Source organism: Oerskovia sp. Root918 (genome assembly GCF_001428945.1).
Classification (GTDB): Bacteria; Actinomycetota; Actinomycetes; order Actinomycetales; family Cellulomonadaceae; genus Oerskovia; species Oerskovia enterophila.
Window position 1 is genome coordinate 1 of record NZ_LMJG01000007.1, and the last position, 15,218, is coordinate 15,218.

Sequence of the window (15,218 nt, forward strand, 5' to 3'; positions counted from 1 at the left end):
GCACGACCTTGCACCAGATCTCCAACCTGCCCGGACGCCCCGGACGCGGCATCTCCGTCCTGGCCTACAAGACCGCCCAACGCGTCATCGGCTTCAACTAACGTCGCGGCACGACCTTGCACCAGATCTCCAACCTGCCCGGACGCCCCGGACGCGGCATCTCCGTCCTGGCCTACAAGACCGCCCAACGCGTCATCGGCTTCAACTAACGTCGCGCCCACGCGTGGGGACCTTGGCCGGCGGACAGCAGGAGATCCCCCGGTGGTGTTTTCGTGTAGCCACCACAATGGTGGTGGCTACACGAAAACACCACCCTCCCCTCGGGGAAGGAGACCTGGGCTCCTGGGCACCTGGGCACCTGGGCACCTGGGCGCCCGGCCCCGTATCAGGGGCCTCGGACCTCAGCGCTCGGGGAGCGGGATCAGGGCCCGCACCACGAACCACCCGGACTCCGCGTGCACCGTGAGGGACCCGCCGTAGCCCTCGACGACCTGGCGCATGTTCCGCAGGCCGTACCCGTGGTTGAGCGCGTCGCCCTTGGTGGTGCGCGGGATCCCGTCGTCGAACTCCAGGTCGCCCACGTGGTAGTTCTCGAAGCGCACCAGGACGAGCGAGTTCTGGGTGTAGACCGCGACGCGGACGAGGCGGTTCTCCGGGTCCGGCAGGGTCGCGCTGCTCTCGATCGCGTTGTCGAGCGCGTTCCCGAACAGCGCGCTCAGTCCCATGGCGTCCATGAAGGACAGTGCCGCGCCGTCGACCACGCACGTCAGGGTGATCCCGAGCTCGGCGCACTGTGCCGTCTTGGACGTCAGGATCGTGTCGAGCACGGGGTTCCCCGTCTCGACCTGGGCCCCGTAGCCCTGGATGCTCTCCTCGAGCTGGTCGAGGTACGACGCCTTCGCGTCCGGGTCGTTCTCCGACCGGATCGCCGTGACGAAGTGCTTGAGGTCGTGGTACTTGCGGTGGACGATGTCGATGTTCCGCTTGGAGTGCAGGTAGTGCTCGTGCTGGGAGCGCAGCATCCGGTTCATCGCCTCGACCTCGACCGCGCGCTGGAGCTCGAGCCGCTGCCCCTGCTGCGCATAGAGAGCGACGTACCCCGCGAGGTCGACGAGCGTGCGGATGTAGAAGATCTCGGGACCGAACTGCGCGCTGAACGGCGTGTTCGAGCTCACGAAGCTCACGTTGCTCATGAGGAACGTGACGGCGGCGATCGAGGCCGCGCTCAGCAGGCCGCGCCGGTCGACCTCGAGTCGCTGGTCGGGCGGGAAGTGTCTCCGCTCGATGAGGTAGGCCGCGGTGAAGGCCGCGCCGTACACCAGGACCAGCAGCCCCACCTGGATGCCGACCCCCGTGAAGCCCTGGTCCACGGCATAGCTGTAGAGCTGCCAGTGGAGCGACGCGACCAGCTCGGCGAGCACGAACGCGCGCGCCGTGAAGTACCCGGCCTCGCGCGTCGAGACGTCGGCACACACCACGACCACGCCGAACATCGCGGCCACGGCCATCGCCATGCCGGCTGTCCACAGGGCGATCGGCAGCCCGTCCGCGAACGTCTGGACGGCCCACAGGAGGCCCAGGCCCAGGCCGAGGGACAGCGCCAGGACCGGCGGGGTGAACCGCTTGCGCAGGAGCAGGATGTAGACGAGGCACGCGGACCACTCGGCGAAGGCCGTGAAACCGCGGGGGATGTCGGTCGGGAGATCCCCGATCACGCGACGTGCCCTCCGACGTGGTCGGCGAGCGCATCGAGGAACGCGCGCTTGCGCGGGCGGCTGATCTGGAGCTCGTCCCCGCCGAGCATGACGCACGTGCTCTGCTTGACGGCCGTCACGTGGCGCATGTTCACCAGGTAGCAGCTGTTGCTCCGGAAGAACCCCTTCTCGCCGAGGTCGGCCTCGAACGCCTTGAGGGTGCCCGTGAACGAGTACGTCCGGTCGACCGCGTGCACGACCACCCGGTGCTTGATGCTCTCGACGTAGACGACGTCGAGCAGGTCGACGCGGGCCAGCTCGCCGTTCACGGTCAGCATGACCGAGTCGGTCCCGCTGCGCCGGACGCGCTCGATGCTGCGGCGCAGCTCCTGGGAGAACGCGAACCAGGGGACGGGCTTGACGAGATAGCTCAGGGCGTCGACCTCGTAGCCGTGGATCGCGTACTGGGCCATGTTGGTGACGAACACGATGACGACCCGCGTGTCGAGCGTGCGGATGTGCCGGGCGGTGTCCAGGCCGTCGAGGTCGTTCATCTGGACGTCGAGGAACAGGATGTCGAACTCGGGTCGATACCCCGTGACGAGCTCGCGTCCGTCGGTGAACGTGCGGACGTCGAACGTCACGTCGTTCTCCGCCTGGTAGCGATCGAGGTGATCGAGCACGATCTGCCTGCTCGCCGACTCGTCGTCGACCACGCCGATGCGGATCATTGGACTGCTCGACCTCCTCTGGGGTGACCCCCCAAGATACCAAGCATGGACGGGCTGGAATCCGTGCGAACAGGCGGATTCGGGCATCTCATGAGGTGATGCTCGGCGGTGGGGCGGCCGACGTCGCGCCGGGTGCGGCGCCTCCCGCCGAAGTGGCCGTCAGACCGTGTCGTCGGGCGGTGTGCGGGCACCGCCGAAGGGCCCGACAACCCCGGCAGGCCCGGCCGCTCCGGCGGTGCGCACCACGAGTCGCCCGGGCCCGGTCACGCGCGCTCGGGCACGAGCGACCTGGCCTCACGAGGCAGCGGCCTGACCTGACCGGCGAGCGCGAGGCTCAGCACCATGGCCGCGCAGATGGTCAGGAGCGCGTAGCGGCCCCCGATCTCGTCGGCGAGGAGGCCGAGCACCGGGGGAGCGGTGAGCTGGGCGAACGAGCTGAACGACGTCACGACGGACACGCGTGCGGGCGAGCGCAGCGGGTCGTCGGACGCCGCGGCGATCGCGATCGGGTTGGCCAGGGCCGCGCCGCAGCCCCACAGCACGATCCCGCACCATGCGAGCCAGATCTGCGGGGCCAGGCCGAACAGCAGGAGGCCCACGAGGGCCGAGACGCCCGAGGCACGCAGCACCGTGACGCGACCGAACCGGTCGATGAGGCCCGTCCCGGCGAAGCGGAAGACGGTCATGGCACCCACGAACGTCCCGTAGGCCATGGCGCCCACCGCCTCGCGCACCTCGAAGCCGTCGACCATGGCGATCGAGAGCCAGTTGCCCGCCGACCCCTCGGACAGCGACGAAGCCAGCAGGACCAGGCCGATGAGGATGGTCCGCGGCTCGCGCCACGCGGACAGGGCCGAGCGCATGCCCGCGCCGCGCCGGGGCGGCTTCTGCGCCGTGGCCCGGATGTCCCGGGCGCCTCGGGCGGTGCTGCCACCGTCGGAGCCGCCGGTCGCACCGGCCGAGGCGGCTCCGGCGGCGGCTCGCGATGCCTCCGCGCCGGACGCGCCGTCCGCCGCGTCGACGACGGCCCCCGACACCGCGGGCTCGGTCGCACCGCCCGCGGGGGACTCGGCGAGGTCGTGCTCGAGGTCGGCCGGGCTCACGCCCGGCGTGGTCGTGGCACCGGCCCGACGCTCGGGAGCGAACACCGTCGCGGGTCCGATCGTCACGGCGCGCGCGACCGCGACCGCGACCGTGACGATCACGAGCTGCACCGAGATGTGGATGTGGGCTGCGGAGAACGCTGCACCCACGAGGGCGCCCGCGCCCGCACCGATCGAGAAGGCCGCGTGGAAGTGCGGCAGGATCGCGCGCCCCACCTGCTGCTCGACGAGCGCGCCGTTGAGGTTGATGGGCACGTTCATGAGCGCACCGCTCACGCCGTTGAGGAAAGCGCCGACGGCGAAGATGCCGACGCTGCCCACCGCGGTGCCCCACGCGACGAGCAGCAGGGCCACGAGGTTGAGGGCCGTGGCCGCCACGAGGGTGCTGCGGCTGCCGAACCGGGACACGATCGCGCCCGTCGAGACCACCGCGAACAGGGCGCCGACCGCACCCACGATGAGGATCAGCCCGAGCTGGGCCGAGGAGACCCCGAGCGCGTCGCGGATCGAGGGCAGCCGCGTCATCCAGCTCGTGCCCACGATGCCGAAGAGCGCGAAGAGCGCCATCAACGACCAGCGGGCGCGACCGACTGCAAGGTTTCCTGACATTGGATGAACTCTATGCCGCGTGGGATCGCGCTCTCTCACTGTTTCCCTGGGCGGGACGACGCCGGGCTCAGAGCAGCACGGTCCCCTCGATGCACGTCACGGCGTCGCCACCGACCCACACCGTCTGCGAGTCGTCGCGCGTCACGTGGACGCGCCCGGCCCGCCCGAGCGCCGTCCCCTGGCTCGCGACGTACGCCTGCGGGAGCAGCCCGTCGGGCATGAGCCACTGCCCGACGACCGCGTTGAGGCTGCCCGTGACCGGGTCCTCGGGGATGCCCATGTCGAGCGCGTAGCCGCGCACCTCGACCGCCGCACCGTCGGGTCCGTCGTAGCGCCCGTCGCCGAGCGCGGCGTACGGCCCGACGACGCCGATCGCCAGGTCGCCCAGCCCCGTGAAGTCGGGGTCGAGCGCGAGGACCTTCTCGGCCGAGCCGAGCAGGAGCACGCGCCACCCGGGCCCGTTGTCGAGGAACCGGTGGTCGACGACGTCGCGCGCCTCGAGACCGAGCGCGCGCGTGATCGCAGCGAGGGTCGAGAGGTCGACGGGCTCGTCCGTGAGGAGGCCGGGCGCCGCGAAGGCGAGCCGACCACCCGGGGCGGCTCCGCCGTCGGGCGGGGCGGACGACGCGTCGCGTCGCAGCGGCACCAGGCCGATCCCGCACTCCTGGACCACGACCCCCGGCTCGCGCGGCGTCCCGCCCGCTGCGAGCCACGCGTGGCACGAGCCGAGCGTCGGGTGCCCCGCGAACGGGAGCTCGCCCGCGGGCGTGAAGATGCGCAGGCGGTAGTCGGCTCCCGCGGCCGCGCCCTCGGCGGACGGGGGGAGCAGGAACGTGGTCTCGGAGAGGTTGGTCCAGCGGGCGAACGCGGCCATCTGGTCGTCCTCCAGCCCGACGGCGTCACGCACCACCGCGACCGGGTTGCCCCGGTAGGGGGTCGTCGTGAAGACGTCGACCTGCGAGAACGGGCGGTTCCGGGGCGGAAGGGTCATGCGTCCGACGCTACCGCCCGGCCCGCGTCGGCGCGCCGGGTCGGCAACCGCCGACCCGGCGCGGGTGTCGTGTGCCTCAGCGCACGACGTCCTGACCGGCGTACGCGATCTCGGCGACGTCGACGACGCCCTCGCGGGCGTACGGGCCCACGACCCGACCGGTGAACGACTCGCAGAAGTCCGAGGAGAGGAACGCGCCGTCGACCCCGCCGACCTCGACCCACCCGCCGTCCTCCCAGACCTCGCCGCGCAGGCGGTCGCACGAGGCGCCCAGCACGGCCTTGCCGACGAGCGGCGGGTCCGCGACGATGCGCAGGCGCGCCGGCTCGTCGGGGCTGGTGCGCTCACGGCTCCAGGACTGGGCGAGGCCGCGGGCCGTCATCGTCAGGGTCACGACGTCGGTCGTCGCCTCGAGGTCGAGGTGCGAGCTCTCGTCGTAGCGCATCGACAGGCCGCCCGCGCCCTCGGAGACGTCGACGGTCGTGGTCACGGTGCAGGCCTCGGTGACCTGCCTGATCCCCAGGAAGGTCGGGTGGGTCGCCTCCATGCCCTCGCCCGTGCCGCGCAGCCGGGCCCACCCCGGGCGGGCCTCCAGGTCGGCGACGTCCCGGGGGAAGGCGCGCACGGCGACGACCTCGCCGTCGAACCCGTCGAGCGACGACGGCGCGTCGGACGGGAAGGTGACCGTGTGCTCGACCGGCTCGTGCCGTTCGTCGAGCACCACGGGCTCGGCGTGCGGCCACCCCTCGTCGTCCCAGGTCACGGGGGTGATGAAGGTCTCGCGGCCCATGGGGGCGAACGCTCGCGTCATGGAGCGCGGGCGCGTGCCCAGCAGCATCATGGCCCACGAACCGTCGGGAAGCTGGACCAGGTCGCCGTGGCCCGTGTTCTGCACGGGGCGGTCGGAACCGCGCGCCGTGACGAGCGGGTTGTGCGGGCACCCCTCGAACGGCCCCTCGGGCGACGGGCCGCGCGCGATCGTCACGGCGTGCCCGCGCTCGGTGCCGCCCTCGGCGATCATGAGGTACCAGTGGTCGCCCACCTGGTAGAGGTGCGGCGCCTCGGGGAACATGCCGCCCGTGCCCGACCACAGCGGGCGCGGCTCGCTCAGCGCGGCCCCTGTCTCGGTGTCGAGCCGGACCTGGGTGATGCCGAGGTGGACCGCCGTGCCGTCCTCCTCGAACCCGAGGCCCGACATGGTGATGTAGCACGTGCCCTCGTCGTCCCAGGCGATGTCGGGGTCGATGCCGAACACGTCCATGACGACCCCGTCGGACCACGGGCCGGCCGGGTCGTCGGCCGTGAAGAGGACGTTGCCCCGTCCCGTGCCCATCATGTCCGGCACGACCAGGTAGAACCTGCCGTCGTGGTGCCGGATCGTGGGGGCCCAGGTGCCTCCGCCGGTCGGCACGCCGGTCGTGCCGAGCTGACCGTCGCGCACCGCGACGTGGGTCAGGAGCTCGACGTGCTCGAGGTCGGTGGACCGAAAGATCGGGATGCCCGGGAGGTACTCGAACGTGGACGTCGCGATGAAGTACTCGTCGCCCACGCGGCACACGCTGGGGTCGGGGTGAAAGCCAGGGATCAGGGGATTGCGCACGGAGCGGTCCTTCGGTGGTGGGGAGCAGGCGCAGGCGTGAGCCCGACCGTCGTCGGCGACGTGCCACGGTCGACCTCGACCTGAATTCCTACCGAGTGGTTACTCGGTAGCGTACCCCGAAAGCCTACCGACCGGTAACTCTTGGTGTGCGGCTCCTCAGCGGTAGTCGTCCCACACGGGCGAGGGGAACAGGACCTGCTCGAACCGGGCCCACTGGTCCTCGAGCTCGACCGGCGGGTCGCGGAAGAGCCGGACCTGGACCCCGTCCATGGCCTCGATGCACATCTCGACCAGGCCGCGCTGGTCCTCCCAGGGCCCGACCTCGGGGGGCAGGCGCCAGGTGGTCTGCGAGTAGAGCCACCACACGCCGTCGGGGCGCTGCGAGAAGTACTCGTGGGCCGGGTGCTCGGGCGAGGCGGCCTCGGCGCCGAGCACCATGTAGAGGCGGATGAGCTCGGGGGTGCGCGCGTTGTTCCGCACCAGGTAGCGCAGGTACGCGGGGAGCGAGACGCCGTCGGGGTGGGTCGCGGCGGGGTCTCCCGTCGCGATGAAGTCGTCGGGGTCGAAGCGGCGGTCGTACCGCTGCTCGACGAGCAGCTGGAGCAGCCCCTCCTTGTTGCGCACGTAGTGCAGCAGGCCGGGCTGGGAGAGCCCGACGGCGTCGCACACGTCCTGGAGCGACAGACCGTAGAAGCCCTTCTCGGCGACGATCCGCGCGGCGGCCTCGAGGATCTGCGCACGCCTCTCGTCAGGGGTCAGGCGGACGCGGCGGCGAGGGGTCTCCTGCGTGGTGCTGGGCATTCCCTGACGCTAGCGCACCCGCAGGTCAGGGCCGAGGGCAGGGGGCCGCGGAGGTGGGCCGTGCGGCGCCCGGCCGTCCGTGGAGCCCGGTGACGGCGGGTGTCTCGCGATGTGGAGCCGGCCGTTCCGCGGGGCGCCTCGCGGCGCTCGGGGAGTTGACAGCCTCGCCGGGGGAGTCCTACGTTCCCTTCTATCTAGTAGGTACTCGGTAAGGCTTTTCCGTGCCGGGTATCGACGGCTCGGCGTGGAGTTGTCCGACCCCGCGCCAACGGCAGAACGAGCTGCCTCGACCAAAGAAGGTTGACATGGATGCACACCCCGTCGTCACGGTGGACGACCCCTCGGCGCAGAGCATGACCGAGGATCTTGCTCCCGACACCGGGCGCCCCCTGACGCGCGGCCGCGTCCTCCGGTTCGGCGCCGGCTTCCTGGCGTTCGGCCTCCTGTGGATCGTGGGCCTCCAGATCGTCGCGGCCGTCCTCCTGCCCCAGCGTCTGCGGGACATCGGCGTCGAGTCGCCCGAGACCCTCCTCGGGTCGATCAGCGCGATCACGGCGATCGTCTCGCTCGTGTCGAACCTCGTGTTCGGCAACCTCTCGGACCGCACGCGCAGCCGGTTCGGCCGCCGCGCCCCCTGGATCCTCGGCGGTGCCGTCCTGGGCGGCGTCTCGCTGACCCTGGTCGGCTTCCTGCCCAGCGCAGGGCTCATCACGCTGGCCTACTGCCTGAGCATGGTCGGCCTCAACATGATGCTCGCCCCCGCGGTCGCGGTGCTCGCAGACCGCGTGCCCAAGAGCCTGCGCGGCACCATGTCCGCGTTCTACGGCGGTGGCCTCGCGGCCGGTGCCCCGCTCGGCTCGCTCGTCGGCGCGCTGTTCATCACCAACGCCGTGCCCGGGTTCGTGCTCGGTGGCGCCTTCATGATCGGCGGCGCGGTCGTCGCGCTCGTCGTCTGGCCGCGCGAGCGCTCGGCCCAGGACCTGCCCCCCGCGGCCGGCGGGCTCAAGGAGCTGTTGCTCTCGTTCCGTCCGCCGCGCAAGGCCCCGGACTTCTACCTCGCGTTCGCGGGGCGCCTGTTCATGCTGGTCAGCTACCAGATGATCATGGCCTACCAGCTCTACATCGTGCAGGACCACGTGGGTCAGACCGTCGCGGAGTCGGCCGTCACGATCGCCACGATGTCCGGCATCCTGCTCGTCGTCTCGCTGCTCGGCGCCGTGGTCGCAGGGCCGATCTCGGACCGGATCGGGCGCCGCAAGCTGCCCGTCGTGGTCTCGAGCGTGCTCTTCGCGGTGGGTATCGCGATGCCGTGGATCTGGCCCTCGCCCATGGGCATGTTCCTGTTCGCGGGCATCGCCGGGTTCGGCTACGGCGTCTACACCTCGGTGGACCAGGCCCTCAACGTCGACGTCCTCCCGAACGACGAGGAGGCCGGCAAGGACCTCGGCATCCTCAACCTCTCGACGACGGCCGGGCAGACCGTCGGCCCGCTCGTCACCTCGGCGCTCGTGGTCGCGACCGGCAGCTACTCGCTCGTCTTCCCGGTCTCGATCGTCGCGGCCCTGCTCGGCGCGTTCTTCATCACGCGCATCAAGAGCGTGCGCTGAGCCTGCCCGCTCCCGCCACGCCCTACCGCCACACCACTGCCGCACCACTGCTCTGCCCGCTCGGGCCCGCTGGGCCCGCCCCGCCCGATCCCTGAGGAGAACGACGTGACCACCTGGGTGACCTCGACCGACGACGCACGCTGGCAGGACGGAGGTGAGCCCACCCCCGGAGCGACGGCCGACCGCGGACTGACCCTGACGGGTGCGCGCGGCCGACCGATCCGCGGGTTCGGCGGCACGTTCAACGAGCTCGGGTACCGCGCGATCTCCTCGCTCTCGGAGGCGGACCAGGAGCAGGTCTACCGCGAGCTCTTCCACCCCGACGAGCTCAACCTGCGGGTCAACCGGTCGGCGATCGGGGCCAACGACTTCGCGTCGTCCTGGTACAGCTACGACGAGGTGCCCGGCGACCTCGCGCTCGAGCACTTCAGCGTCGAGCGCGACGAGGAGGCGGTCATCCCCTACATCCGCCAGGCGCAGCGCTACCAGGACGACATGGTGCTGCACTGCTCGCCGTGGAGCCCGCCCACGTGGATGAAGAACCCGCCCGCGTACAACTTCGGCACGCTCGTCATGACGCCCGAGAACCTCGACGCGTACGCACGCTACTTCGTGCGGTTCGTGGAGGAGTACGCGGCGCGGGGGATCCGCGTGGACCAGGTCCACATCCAGAACGAGGTCTTCGCGGACCAGAAGTTCCCGTCGTGCGTGTGGAGCTCGGAGCAGCTGCGCACGTTCGTGCGCGACCACCTGGGCCCGGTCGTCGAGGCGTCGGGGCTCGACGTCGACATCTACCTGGGCACGCTCAACGGCCCCGAGGACATGGCGTTCACGGCCGCCGGGCAGAAGCTCACGAACTACGCGCGCTTCGTCGACAACATCCTGTTCGACGACGAGGCCCGCCGTCATCTCGCGGGCGTCGGCTACCAGTGGGCCGGGCAGCACGCGATCGCCCGCACGCACGAGGCGTGGCCCGAGCTCGACATCATGCAGACCGAGTCCGAGTGCGGGTTCGGCGACAACGCGTGGCAGGACGCCGAGTACGTCTTCCACCTGGTGCGCCACTACCTGCAGCACGGCGCGACGGGATACACGTACTGGAACATGGCGCTCGAGCCCGGCGGGCTGAGCACGTGGGGCTGGCCGCAGAACTCGCTCGTGACGGTCGACCCGGCCACGCGCACGTTCACCCGGAACCCGGAGTACTACGTGCTCAAGCACTACAGCGCGGGCGTGCGCCCCGGCGCCGTCCAGCTGGGCACGACGGGTCGGTTCGCGGCCCAGGGGTCGGCCTACGAGAACCCGGACGGCTCGGTGGCCGTGGTCGTGCAGAACGCGCTCGACCGCGCCGAGCCGTTCTCGTTCACCGACCCCGAGGACGGGTCGCGGTCGTTCACCGCGACGCTCGCGCCGCGCTCGCTCAACACGTTCGTCGTCCCGGCCTGACGGGCCACCCTCCGCCCTCCGTCCCCGCCGGGGCGGAGGGCGGAGCCGTGCCCGGCGCCGCGCGCCCCTGCGCAACGGTGCACCTGACCGTGCGTCGGGAACCCGCGGGGGGCCGGACATCCGCGGAAACCGGGCACGGCCGCGGAGCACGACGGCCGGTCGCCCCTCCCGCAGGAGGGGCGACCGGCCTTCGCCGTCGGGCGTCGTGCGCGGCGGGGTCAGCCCTCGAGGACCACCAGGTCCCACGGCCCGACGGCGAGCACGTCGCCCTCGGTGACCCGGGCGCCGTCGAGCACCGAGGTCGCGGTGACCGGGGACGGGACCTCGACCGTGCTCGCCGAGTAGTTGAGCAGGTACGTCAGCTCCCGGCCACGGCTGTTGGTGCCTCGACGGACCGTGACGCGACCCGCGAGGTCCTGGGGCCACGACCACAGGTCGGCGTCGCGCAGCAGGGCGCCGAGCACGTCGCGCAGGACCTCGGGCTCGGTCATGGTGCCGAGGTACGTCGCGGTGCCCCCACCGAAGCGGTGGCGCGTGATCGCGGCGTACTCGCCCCAGGCGGGGTGGTCGTAGGTCGCGAGGACCTCGGCCCCCTCGGGCCGCAGGAGCTCGAGCAGCGTCCGGGCCTCGGGCGTGCCGTCGACCGCGTCGGCGAGCCGGCCTGCGGGGGCGAGGCGGGCGCCGTCGGGCGTCGTGAACTGGTTGTAGGTCATGCCGAACACGTCCGTGAGCCCGTGGGGCGCGCGGTCGTGCCAGACCTTGACGTGCTCGTCGGCGACTGCGGTGCGGAACGTCGAGACCAGGTGGCCGCCCTGCTCGACGTACGCGCGCAGCGTCGCGAGGGTCGACTCGGGGGTCGTGTACAGGGCGGGTGTCACGACCATCGCGTACTGGGAGAGGTCCTCGACGTGCGGCGGGACGAAGTCCACCTCGACGTTCAGGTCGAACAGGGCGTCGTAGACCCAGCGCAGCACGTCGTTGTAGCCGATCGACGAGCCGAAGACCCCGTCGATGAACCCCGTCTCGAGCGTGAACCAGCGCAGCGCGGTGAGGGCCTCGTTGCTGACCATGATCGCGACACGGTTCGTCTTGCGCAGGTGCAGCAGCGACTGGCCGTGCTCGGCCCACTCGCGCCCGACGACCCCCGACTCCTCGTACGTGGGGTTGGGCTCGAGGTCGTGCGAGAGCAGGCCCTTCCAGTACGTCTCGAACGAGTTGTGGATCGAGTGCCAGTGCCAGTACATGACGCCGAACGCGCCGGACGCGAGGTGGCTGTAGGCCTGGAGGCGGAGCTGGCCCGGGTAGGGCAGCCAGCCCATCTGGCCCTGCGCCTGGGTCTCGAGGACGAGGTAGCTCGCACCGTCCTTGATCGAGCGGGTCATGTCGCCGCCGAACGCGATCTCCTTGCCCGTGAGGCGCGACTGCGTGGGGTGGTAGATGTCGACCCCGGCCACGTCGACCGTCCGCGCCGCGCTGAAGTGGTCGACCGCGGGCTGCAGGCCGTAGGACCAGCCGGGCGACCAGTCGAAGTCGAAGTTCTGCGTGAGGAACTGGTCGTCGCGCGCGTACTCGCGCACGATCTGGGCCTGCCAGCCCAGGTACTCGTCGACCAGCCCGCGGCGGTAGCGGTCGAACGCTGCGCCGAGCGAGCCGTTGACCGTGCCGCGCACGTCGGGGAAGTCCTCCCACGCGTCGACGCGGTTGGACCAGTAGTCGAGCCCGTACGCCTCGTTGAGCGCGCCGAGGTCGTCGTCGAACAGCGTGCGCAGGTGCTTGACGAACGAGCGCTGCACCGCGGGCGACGCGGTGTCGTAGAACTTGGTCTCGTTGTCGAGCTGGAAGCCGACGACCGCGGGGTGCTGCGCCGTGTGGTCCACGAGCGCACGGATGATGCGCTCGGCGTGCAGCCGGAACGCGGGGTGCGTGATGTCCATGATCTGGCGCGCGCCGTAGCGCCCGCGGCCCGTGCTCGTCTCGGCGAGCACCTCGGGGTAGGACGCGACGAGCCACGCGGGCACGGCGTAGGTCGGGGTGCCGACGATCACGTCGAGCCCGGCGCGGGCCGCGGCGTCGAGAGCGCGGTCGACGTGCGAGAAGTCCAGGACCCCGGGCTGGGGCTCGAGCGTGCTCCACGTCGACTCCGCGATGCGGATCACGGTGTGCCCGGCCTCGGTCATCATCGTCGTGTCCGTGGCGATGCGGTCGTACGGCAGGTACTCGTCGTAGTAGGCCGTGCCGTAGAAGATCTTGTCCATCTCTCACCCTTCGTCGCGTGGCCGGTGCCCCACGTCGTCGGGGGCCGTGGCACCACGACCGACACTACCGAGTATCTACTCGGTAGTGAAACCGTGGGGTGACCGCGGGCGAGAGCGTCCCACCGTGCGGCAGGTCAGGCGTGCGGCGGCTGGATGAGGTCCCACGCCGTGCCGTACAGGTCCTCGAAGATCGCGACCGTCCCGTAGGCCTCGTGGCGGGGCTCCTCGCGGAAGCGCACCCCGTGCGCGAGCATGCGCGCGTGCTGGGCCGCGAAGTCGTCGGTCTGGAGGAAGAAGGCGACCTCGTCGCCCGCCTGCCGCCCCACGCGGGCGCGCGCGTCGTCGGACGTCGCGAGGGCAAGGACCAGGCCCGTGCCCTCGCCGTCCGCGTCGGTCCCGGCACCCGGGCCGACGACGACGCGGCGCCACCCGCCCTCGAAGGTCTCGTCCTGGCGCAGCGTGAAGCCGAGCGCGTCCGTGAAGAAGGCGATGGCGTCGTCGAGGTCGTGGACGAGGTACGTGGCGTTCTCGAGGCGGAGCATGACGGGAGCCTAGCCGCGACAGGTGTCCCGGGTGTGGCGACCGCGGGGCGGTGCCGGACGCCCGGCACCGACCCGCGAAACATGACCGCGCGCGGTCAGACCTCGCGCAGGACCTCGCGCGTGAACTTCACGGACCGCTCGCGCAGGCCCGCGATGCGTCGCTCGACGAGCCCGGCCGGGTCCTGCCCGGCCTCGACGATGGTCGGCTTGCGGCGCACGTTCCTGGAGCAGCCGAACTCCGTGCAGATCAGGGTGCCGATCGTGTCGCCGTTGCGACCGGCCGTGCCGGCGCGGCGCACGACGTACAGCGACACGTCGTCGGTCGCGATGACGTCCTCGCACCACGCGCACACCGCGCGGCGACGCGACGCCGTGCCCTCGGGGGCGCGCAGCGCGAGACCCACCAGGGCGTCGTCGACGGTCAGGACGACGTAGGCGCGCAGCGGCGCCTTGCGGTCGACCCATCCGAGGTAGTCGAGGCGGTCCCAGCGCAGGTCCGCCAGGTCGGAGGGGAGCGTGAGCTGGGACGCCTCACGGCGCGAGGCGTTCACGAAGGACGCGCGGATCTGCTTCTCGGTCAGGGGGTTCATGGTTCTACCACTCTCGTACGGAGGGGCCGTCGTGAGCGCGGCGCGCTGCTCGGCCGACGAGGGTCGGCAGGTGCGTGCGTCGAGCGACGGCAGGAGGGGGCCGGTCCGTCCGGCGACACGAAGTCACCGGGGGACGGGACGTCCGCCGAGGTACGCCGATCGACCGACGTGACCGTGCGGTCCGTCGGGGGTGGCGCCGTGGGGCGTCAGGCGTGCTGGGCGGGCGTCCGGCCCGCGCCCGAGCAGGCCAGGACGGCCGCCCCGCTTCCTCGCTGCATCGTGATGCGCTCCAAGATCAGGTGGCCGTGGGCTCGTCCCACGGCACAGCTCTCCGTCGATGGTACGCCCGACGGCGGAGCAGCCCCAGGGGATATCGGTCACCCTCCGTCGTGGTCGCGCCGGGCGACCGCGGGCGGCGGGCGGGCGGGGGCACCCTCGGAGCGCTCGCCGGCCCGCCCCGACGTACGGTGGCGAGATGACGGACGCCCCGACGGGGAGCGCGAGCGCCCCGCAGCTCGTGCGCCACGCGCTGACCGACGTGTGGCGTACCGTCCGCCGGGCCGACCTCGCGATCGCCTACTGCTCCGTGGTCCTCGTGGTCGCGGCCGTGCTGTGGTTCCTCCCCGAGGGGACCCGCGACCAGGTCCTGGAGGACACGAGCACCAACCTTGCGAACCTCCGCGACCGCCCCTTCTCGGTGCTCCTCGCGAGCGCGTTCGTCATCTCGAGCGCGGGCGAGGTGCTCCTGGTGGTCCAGCTCCTCGTGGTGCTGGCCTACGCACAGCGCTTCGTCGGTCGGCTCGGGGCGCTCGCGGTCGGGTTCATGGGGCACGTCGGGGCGACGGTCTTCACGGCCATGGTCCTGACGACAGGGATCTTCCACGGGTTCGTCAACCCGGGCGTCGCGAGGGTCGACGACGTCGGGGTCAGCTACGTCATGGCGACCGTGATGGGGTTCCTCACCGTGGTGGTGCCGCGTCGGTGGCGCTGGTGGTGGATCGCGTTCGTCGTCGTGTACTGGGTCGGCCCCGGGTTCCTGGCGCGGAGCTTCACGGCGGTGGGGCACACGACCGCGCTGGTCATCGGGCTCACCGTCGCGTTCGTCGCGGGGCGGACGCGGCAGGCGGCCGGGTGGGCGGGCGACATCCCAGGACGGTGACCCTGCTCGGGGGATCTGGCGTCGGGTGGCCCGGCCGGGTGGGGTGGCCCGGCCGGGCGGGTGGCTGCGGGCCGCCCGCCCGCTCCCGGA

At 71.7% G+C, this 15,218-nt stretch carries 12 protein-coding genes; 3 read left to right on the plus strand and 9 right to left on the minus strand.

Going from position 1 to position 15,218, the window contains the following annotated elements; genetic code table 11:
• Positions 1-401: 401 nt before the first annotated feature.
• The 6 genes from ASE27_RS07420 to ASE27_RS07445 all read right to left on the minus strand — a co-directional run bounded on the left by ASE27_RS07420 (position 402) and on the right by ASE27_RS07445 (position 7,529).
• The gene (locus ASE27_RS07420) at positions 402-1,715 is read right to left on the minus strand and encodes a sensor histidine kinase (RefSeq protein WP_056648280.1); all 1,314 of its coding nucleotides are present in this window, start codon (positions 1,713-1,715) and stop codon (positions 402-404) included.
• Positions 1,712-2,425, minus strand: a complete 714-nt coding sequence (locus tag ASE27_RS07425) for a LytTR family DNA-binding domain-containing protein (protein WP_056648283.1) — start codon at positions 2,423-2,425, stop codon at positions 1,712-1,714. Before ASE27_RS07425 ends, ASE27_RS07420 begins: the two co-directional genes overlap by 4 nt.
• 263 nt (positions 2,426-2,688) lie before the next feature.
• Positions 2,689-4,137 carry a sugar MFS transporter gene (locus tag ASE27_RS07430; protein ID WP_157257446.1) on the minus strand — a complete coding sequence of 483 codons (1,449 nt, stop codon included), beginning with the start codon at positions 4,135-4,137 and terminating at the stop codon, positions 2,689-2,691.
• 67 nt (positions 4,138-4,204) lie between these two features.
• A complete protein-coding gene (locus ASE27_RS07435) occupies positions 4,205-5,128 on the minus strand; it encodes a PhzF family phenazine biosynthesis protein (protein WP_056648287.1) in 924 nt (307 codons plus the stop codon).
• A gap of 76 nt (positions 5,129-5,204) precedes the next feature.
• Positions 5,205-6,728, minus strand: a complete 1,524-nt coding sequence (locus ASE27_RS07440; protein ID WP_056648291.1) for a glycoside hydrolase family 43 protein — start codon at positions 6,726-6,728, stop codon at positions 5,205-5,207.
• Between the two features lie 156 nt (positions 6,729-6,884).
• Complete coding sequence (locus tag ASE27_RS07445) at positions 6,885-7,529, minus strand: TetR/AcrR family transcriptional regulator (RefSeq protein WP_056648294.1); 645 nt, start codon at positions 7,527-7,529, stop codon at positions 6,885-6,887.
• A 305-nt stretch (positions 7,530-7,834) separates the two neighbouring features.
• Here ASE27_RS07445 and ASE27_RS07450 point away from each other — a divergent pair, with 305 nt between their 5' ends.
• Positions 7,835-9,136 carry an MFS transporter gene (locus ASE27_RS07450; protein ID WP_200955915.1) on the plus strand — a complete coding sequence of 434 codons (1,302 nt, stop codon included), beginning with the start codon at positions 7,835-7,837 and terminating at the stop codon, positions 9,134-9,136.
• A 105-nt stretch (positions 9,137-9,241) separates the two neighbouring features.
• On the plus strand, positions 9,242-10,582 hold the full coding sequence (locus tag ASE27_RS07455) for a glycoside hydrolase family 30 beta sandwich domain-containing protein (protein ID WP_056648296.1): 1,341 nt from the start codon (positions 9,242-9,244) through the stop codon (positions 10,580-10,582).
• 218 nt (positions 10,583-10,800) lie between these two features.
• On the opposite strand, the gene ASE27_RS07460 is transcribed toward ASE27_RS07455, so the two are convergent.
• From ASE27_RS07460 to ASE27_RS07470, 3 genes are all read right to left on the minus strand, one after another.
• Entirely contained in the window at positions 10,801-12,837 is a 2,037-nt protein-coding gene (locus ASE27_RS07460; RefSeq protein ID WP_056648299.1) for a beta-galactosidase, read from the minus strand.
• Positions 12,838-12,971: 134 nt separating this feature from the next.
• Positions 12,972-13,379, minus strand: coding sequence for a VOC family protein (locus ASE27_RS07465; protein ID WP_056648305.1), 408 nt, complete (start codon positions 13,377-13,379; stop codon positions 12,972-12,974).
• Positions 13,380-13,474: 95 nt separating this feature from the next.
• Positions 13,475-13,969 (minus strand): FBP domain-containing protein, encoded by a 495-nt coding sequence (locus ASE27_RS07470; RefSeq protein WP_056648309.1) that lies wholly within the window; start codon positions 13,967-13,969, stop codon positions 13,475-13,477.
• 475 nt (positions 13,970-14,444) lie between these two features.
• Between ASE27_RS07470 and ASE27_RS07475 the strand changes: the two genes are divergently transcribed.
• Positions 14,445-15,128, plus strand: coding sequence for a rhomboid-like protein (locus ASE27_RS07475; protein ID WP_056648312.1), 684 nt, complete (start codon positions 14,445-14,447; stop codon positions 15,126-15,128).
• The last annotated feature ends 90 nt before the right edge of the window (positions 15,129-15,218 follow it).